At 71.4% G+C, this 6654-nt stretch carries 6 protein-coding genes; 3 read left to right on the top strand and 3 right to left on the bottom strand.

The genetic code is table 11. The annotated features are described in order from the left end of the window. Nucleotides 1–144 precede the first annotated feature (144 nt). Nucleotides 145–747 carry a hypothetical protein gene (locus ACFV9Q_RS25480; protein WP_377236730.1) on the top strand — a complete coding sequence of 201 codons (603 nt, stop codon included), beginning with the start codon at nt 145–147 and terminating at the stop codon, nt 745–747. Between the two features lie 135 nt (nt 748–882). Here the strand turns inward: ACFV9Q_RS25480 and ACFV9Q_RS25475 are convergent, their stop codons facing one another. The 3 genes from ACFV9Q_RS25475 to ACFV9Q_RS25465 all read right to left on the bottom strand — a co-directional run bounded on the left by ACFV9Q_RS25475 (nt 883) and on the right by ACFV9Q_RS25465 (nt 4655). Continuing rightward, nucleotides 883–1860, bottom strand: a complete 978-nt coding sequence (locus ACFV9Q_RS25475; RefSeq protein ID WP_377236729.1) for a RimK family alpha-L-glutamate ligase — start codon at nt 1858–1860, stop codon at nt 883–885. Between the two features lie 57 nt (nt 1861–1917). Beyond that, nucleotides 1918–3249 carry an MFS transporter gene (locus ACFV9Q_RS25470; protein ID WP_377236728.1) on the bottom strand — a complete coding sequence of 444 codons (1332 nt, stop codon included), beginning with the start codon at nt 3247–3249 and terminating at the stop codon, nt 1918–1920. Between the two features lie 83 nt (nt 3250–3332). Continuing rightward, nucleotides 3333–4655, bottom strand: coding sequence for an alpha-L-fucosidase (locus ACFV9Q_RS25465; RefSeq protein ID WP_377236727.1), 1323 nt, complete (start codon nt 4653–4655; stop codon nt 3333–3335). Between the two features lie 137 nt (nt 4656–4792). On the opposite strand from ACFV9Q_RS25465, the gene ACFV9Q_RS25460 reads away from it, so the two are divergent. Further along, complete coding sequence (locus ACFV9Q_RS25460) at nt 4793–5599, top strand: SDR family NAD(P)-dependent oxidoreductase (protein WP_377236726.1); 807 nt, start codon at nt 4793–4795, stop codon at nt 5597–5599. A gap of 60 nt (nt 5600–5659) precedes the next feature. Then, nucleotides 5660–6511 (top strand): fumarylacetoacetate hydrolase family protein, encoded by an 852-nt coding sequence (locus ACFV9Q_RS25455; RefSeq protein WP_377236725.1) that lies wholly within the window; start codon nt 5660–5662, stop codon nt 6509–6511. The last annotated feature ends 143 nt before the right edge of the window (nt 6512–6654 follow it).

Below are 6654 nucleotides of genomic sequence, written 5' to 3'. Positions count from 1 at the left end.
GTTCCGGACCGGAACAGCGCAAAAGTCCAGCACTCAACGGGTACGGGGGCGGGTTGGTTTCGTGGGAGTGCTTCCGAACACCCTTGCGTATATGCAACGGCGTCTGGGCGCGCGTGATGGCGGATGCTCGGGGATGATCCTTCGGTGGATCAGGAACGGGGTCGCGAGGAGTTCGCGCTGCACGCGTGGGTGGACGAGTCGATGCGCGCTGCGCGGGACGGGCGGGAAGGGCTGTACTTGCTGGCCGCCGTCGTGGCTGACCCGGGAGCCTGCGAAGTCGTCCGGGAGACATTGCAGACACTGTTGCTGCGCGGAGCCCGGCGGCTCCACTGGCGTGATGAGACCGGCGAGCGCCGGCGGAAGATCGCAGCTGCGCTCGGGTCACTCGACGTGGCTCATGTCGTCGTCGTCGGCGCGCCCATCGATCATCGCCGTCAGGAACGCGCGCGAGCGATCTGCATGGAGCGTCTGCTCTACGAGCTGGACCAGCTGGGGGTGCGTGAGGTCTATCTGGAGAGCCGGCACGGCTCGCTGAACAAGCGCGACATCCGTCTTGTCGACGCGCTGCGGCTCCGAGGCTCGATCTCCAGCGCGATCGTGGTGGACTTCGCCCTGCCCAACGACGAGCCGATGCTGTGGGCACCCGACGCTGTGGCCGGCGCCGTGAGCAGCGCTCGATTCGGCCAGGACGTCGAGACCGCGGAGGAACTTGGGGCGATCGACATCATCGACGTCAGGCTTGCCTAGACAGCGCGAAGGCCGGGCTCCCGTCGTCCGGCGGGGGGTCCCGGCCTCACTTCCTCTCCCCTGAGCCAGGGGCGGCAGAACAAGACTACGTTCGACCTCGGGATCGCGCCAACGTGATTCGGACGACGGCGGCCGTCAGGACGGGTACGTCTCCCGCAGCACCCGTGCCAGGTGGCGGACGATCTCCCGCGGCCCCGACCTCGCCGTGCCCCGCTCGACGTCGCTGTTGTAGTTCGTGTTGGTGTTCACGTCGTACGTCAGCACCCGGCCGTCGGCCGTGCGGATGTTCTCGATGCCCGCCACCTCGATGCCGTGCCGCTCGGTGAAGGCGAGGTACTTGGCCACCACCGGGTCGTCGTAGCCCTCGCGCTCGGAGAACAGGCCCCAGTCGTCGTCGGGCGCCATGGAGATGGTCGCGCCGACCGGCGGGATCGGACGGCCCGTCTCCGGGTCGATGACGCACGCGTCGGCGGGGCAGAGCTGGAACCCGCCGCGCTCGGTGTCGCCGCGGACGGCGTACACCATCTCGCCGCCCACGATCTCGACGCGCGTGATGCCGCCGTCGGCCGCCACGACGTACTCCTGGATGAGCGTGATGCCGTCCACGGGCTCCTCGTACTCGTCGGACCCGACGTAGTCGGCGAGGTCCTCGAACGAGTCGAACTTGCGCACGCCCAGGCCCTTGCCGCCCTGGTTGTGCTTGGTGACGAACGGCGTGGGGAAGCCCTGCGCCGCCTTGAGCACCTGGTCGCGCCCGACGGCGGCCACGGTGCGCGGCGTGTCGATCCCCGCGGCGCGCAGCGCGGTGAGCTGGTCCACCTTGCTGACCTCGAGCTCCAGCACGCGCCGGCCGTTGACGGTGCGGCGTCCGTACGCCTCCAGCCAGGACAGCACGGCGCGCGAGTAGTCCTTGGTCAGGCCGTGGTCGCGCGTGTGGCTGCTCGCCGAGATGCGCGACCAGAAGATCCCCTCGGGCGGCGCCTCGTCCAGGTCCAGGACGCCGTCGGTCAGCACCCACTCGACGTAGTCCACGCCCTCGGCCGCGAAGGCCTCGGCGAACGGGGGGAACCACTCGGGGTTCTCGTGCAGGGCATAGATCTTCGGGGCGCTCACAGGAACCTTCCGCACTCATGGCTGACGGCTATGGGACCCAGCAATACTTTCACGCCGTCAGCGCAGGTCGGCTGTGTCCTGCGGCACAGCCGGCGCCGGCTGGTCCGCCGTCGCGGCCGGCCCCTCAGGCCCCGCCGGCCCCTCGGACGCCGCAGCAGGCGCCGCGTCGACCTGGGCGAGCGAGCGCCGCGCCCCGGGGAACGCGAGGATCGCGCCCAGCACCGCGACCAGCAGCACGCCGGCCAGGACCAGCAGCGCCTCCACGGAGAACTGGTCGGCCAGGGGGCCGAACACCACCATGGACAGCGGCATCGCGACGGTCATGACGATCCCGACGAAGCCGAAGACCCGGCCCTGCATCTCGGGTTCGACCCGCTCCTGGATGATCGTCAGCGCGGGGGTGTTGAGCGCCGCGAACATGATGCCGATGATCAGGCCGATCGTGAAGAACACCCACATGTTCGTGGCCACGCCCAGCCCGGCGACCAGCACACCGGTCGCGAGCACCGACCCGACCATGAGGCGCACCCGGCGCGTGATCCGGGGCCCGACCGACGCCATGATGATGCCGCCGAGCAGCATGCCGCCGCCCCAGAACAGCTCGTTGGCGGTCAGCTTCCACACCTCGTCGCCGAACGTGCGGGTGACCATGAGCGGCGTGAGGTAGCTCGGGGCGCCCACCAGGAACATCACCAGCGCGAACAGGGTGATGAGCCAGCGCACGGGCGCGTTGCCCCGGATGTACCGCACGCCGGCGGCGAGGTCGCCGAAGTAGCTGACCGGCTCGCCGGCGTCGGACCGCACCAGGCGCGGTACCGCGACCAGCGCGAGCATGCCGACACCGAGCAGGGCGGTCACCACGTCCACGAAGAAGACGGTGACGATGTCGAACGAGGCGTAGATGACGGCCGCCAGGGCCGGCGCGAGCAGCATCATGCCCGACTGGATGGACTGGAAGAGGCCGTTGACGCGCATGAGCTGGTCGGTCGGCGTGATCTGCGGGATCATCGCGCTCACGGCCGGCGTCTGGATGCCCGCGAAGACCGAGCGCACGGCCAGGGCCGCGTAGATGACCCAGAGCGAGTCGACGCCGCTGACCATGAGCAGCGCGAGCCCGAGGGTCGCCAGCGCGATGACGGTGTCCGAGCCCATGATGAGGAACTTGCGGTGGTGCCGGTCGGCCCACACGCCGCCGAAGATCGACACGAACGCCTGCGGCAGCATGCCGAACACGATGCTCAGCATGAGCACCGACCCGGATCGGGTCTCGATGGTCAGGTGCCACATCACCGCGTACATCACCACCATCGACCCGAACAGGGAGATGGTCTGGCCGGCGAGGAACAGCCCGACGTTGCGCTTCCAGCGGGGCATGTCGACGTCGCTCATGGCTCAACCCTGCCTGACGAGGCCACGGAACGCCGATGGTTTTTGAGATTCATGCCCTGTCCGACGACGGGGCACACCCGAACTCATCGCAGGAACAGCTCGACCACCGGCACCGCGACGTCGGGCCGTGCCGTGGGCAGGTGCAGCGTCAGGGTGCCGGGCGGCTGCCCGCCGGGGGTGGTGTTCCACGCCTTCTGGTCCGGGTCGGTGCGGGTGGCGCGCACCTCGGAGCCGTCGTGCAGGAGCTGCGCGTAGCGGACCCGGTCGGCGAGCCCGCGCAGGTGCACGTGCGCGAACGGCCACGCGAACAGGTGCAGGTACAGCCGGTCGGCGCGCTGCGTGAGGACGACGCCGGGCGGCAGGCCGGGCGCGAGGGCCTCGGCCAGGGCGGGCTCCGCGGGGCCGGCCCTGTGGACCGACCGGCCGTGCAGCCGGGTCCACGCGCCGAGCGCGGCGAGCGTGCCGGCGTCGCGGGCCGGGATCGCGCCGCGCCCGTCGGGGCCGATGTTGAGCAGCAGGTTGCCGCCCTTGGACACCGTGTCCACGAGCATGCGGACCAGCAGGTCCGGGTCCTTGAACCGGGTGTTGTCCCGGTCGTAGCCCCAGCTCCCGTTGAGGGTCTGGCAGGCCTCCCAGGTCAGCAGCGCGCCGTCGTCGTCCCGCATGGGCTGGTCCGGCTGGTACTGCTCCGGGGTGACCAGGTCGCCCGGGATGCCCAGGCGGTCGTTGACCACGGCCTGCGGCTGCAGCTCGCGGACCAGGGCGAGCAGTCCCTCGGCGTCCCAGTCCTCGGGGTACTTGCCGCGCCACCCGTCCCGGTCGTGCGCGTACGTGTAGTCGAAGAACACGTAGTCGACGGCGCCGTACCCGGTGAGCAGCTCGCGCACCTGGGCGTGCAGGTACGCGCGGTACCGGGCCATGTCCCGGCCCTCGTTGAGGGCGTGGGCGTCCGGGTCGTCACGGCGCGGGTGCAGGTAGTCCACGGTGAAGTCGGGGTGGTGCCAGTCGATGAGCGAGTGGTACAGCCCCAGGCGCAGCCCTTCGGCGCGCACCGCCTCGGCGAGCTCCGCGACGAGGTCGCGCCCGCGCGTGCGCGCGACGGAGTAGTCGCTGACGGCGGAGTCCCACAGGGCGAAGCCGTCGTGGTGCTTCGTGGTCAGCACCACGTAGCGCATCCCGGCGTCCTTGGCGGCGCGGGCGATCGCGCGGGCGTCGAACAGGTCGGGGTCGAACACCTCGGCGTAGCGCGCGTACTGCTCGGCGGTCTGCCGCTCCTTGCTCAGCACCCACTCGTGCCGGGCGGCGGCCGAGTAGAGCCCGAAGTGCACGAACAGGCCGAACCTGGCCTCGGTGAACCAGGCCCGGTCCGGGTGCGACGGCGGGGCGGGCTGGACCGGCTGGGACATGGGCGGAGCACTCCTCGTCGAGCGGATGGTCCCGGAGCGGGGAGAGGTATGACGTATCGCTCCGGGTGGGTCGATCCTATCGGGTCCGATGGGTGATCTGCCCCTTCGGTTCCCGGCAGATCGGTGCTATAGATTGGATGAATCGCCATCGCAGCCGCTTCCCAGGAGGAATACCCGTGACCACAGCCCTTGAGTTCGACGGCGTCCGCGCCATCGTCACGGGAGGGGCGTCCGGCATCGGCGCCGCCGTCGTGACCGCCCTGCTGGAGCGCGGCGCGCAGGTCGTCGCGATCGACCGCGCGTCCGACGGTGTGCCCGAGGGCGCCTCCGGCGAGATCGCCGACGTGACCGACGACGCGGCCGTGCGCGCCGCCGTCGAGGCCGCCGCCCGGCGCCTGGGCGGCATCGACGTCGTCGTCAACAACGCCGGCATCGGCGCCCAGGGCACCGTCGCCGACAACGACGACGCCGAGTGGCTGCGCGTGCTCGACGTGAACGTGCTCGGCATCGTGCGCGTCACCCGCGCCGCCCTGCCGTACCTGCGCGCCTCGGAGCACGCCGCCGTGGTCAACACCGCGTCGATCGCCTCGTGGACCGGGCTGCCGCAGCGCGCCCTGTACTCCGCCAGCAAGGGCGCCGTGCAGGCGCTCACGCTCGCCATGGCCGCCGACCACGTGCGCGAGGGCATCCGCGTGACCTGCGTGAACCCCGGCACCGTCGACACGCCCTGGGTGGGCCGCCTGCTCGACGCCGCCGCCGACCCCGAGGCCGAGCGCGCCGCCCTGGAGGCGCGCCAGCCCACGGGCAAGCTGGTCAGCCCCGAGGCCGTGGCGCACGCCGTCTGCTACCTCGCCAGCCCGCTCGCCACCGCGACCACGGGCACGGCGCTCGCGGTCGACGGCGGCATGCACGAGCTGCGCGTCCGCCCGCCCGAGCAGTCCTGAACCAGGCCTGGAACCCGGTCCTGAACCCCCACGCACACCCGATCCGAGAACGAGGACACGATGCACCTGCTCCGCCTGGGCCCCGTCGGCCAGGAGATCCCCGCCGTCACCTCCGACGGCGTCACCTATGACCTGCGCCCCTTGACCGCCGACGTCGACGGCGCGTTCCTTGCCGCCGACGGCGTGGCGCGCACCCGGGCCGCGCTGGCGGCGGGGGAGCTGCCCGTGCTCGACGGCGCCGCCGAGCTGCGCCGCGGGGCGCCGATCGCGCGGCCGGCCGCCGTCGTCTGCATCGGGCAGAACTACGCCGCGCACGCGCGCGAGTCCGGCGCGGAGCCGCCGCGCCTGCCGATCATCTTCTTCAAGCACCCCAACACCGTCGCCGGGCCGGACGACGCCGTGCCGCTGCCGCCCGGCGCCGAGAAGGTCGACTGGGAGGTGGAGCTGGCGGTCGTGATCGGCCGGCGCGCGAGCTACCTGCCGTCCGTCGAGGCCGCCCGGGAGCACGTCGCCGGGTACACCGTGGTGGACGACGTCAGCGAGCGGGCATGGCAGCTCGACGACTCCCTGGGCCAGTGGTCCAAGGGCAAGTGCGGCCCGGGGTTCCTGCCCACCGGCCCGGCTCTCGTGCCGGCCGACGAGGTGGACCCGGGCGGCCTGCGGCTGCGCTCCTTCGTCAACGGGGAGCCGCGGCAGGACTCGTCGACGGCGGACATGATCTTCGGCGTCGCCGAGATCGTGCACCACCTGTCGCAGTACATGGCGCTGGAGCCGGGCGACCTGATCTGCACCGGCACGCCCGAGGGCGTCGCCCTCTCGGGCCGCTTCCCGTACCTGACGGACGGCGACGTCGTCACCCTGGAGATCGAGAACCTGGGCCGCCAGAACCACACCTTCACCTCTCTCTCCTGACCCACCTCGTTGAGTGCGGGCTATTTGTCGAGCAGACGCGTGCTGCTCGACAAATAGCCCACACCGTCGGACCCGCGGCGCGACAAGGGCGGTGGACGGGCTTCCGAACGGCAGAAGAGGACGACCAGCTGCCCCTTCTTGTC

The organism is Promicromonospora sp. NPDC059942 (assembly GCF_042731755.1).
In the GTDB taxonomy this organism is placed as follows: Bacteria; Actinomycetota; Actinomycetes; order Actinomycetales; family Cellulomonadaceae; genus Promicromonospora.
The sequence above is the reverse complement of the archived record's forward strand: the minus strand, read 5'-3'. Positions and strand labels throughout refer to the sequence as shown.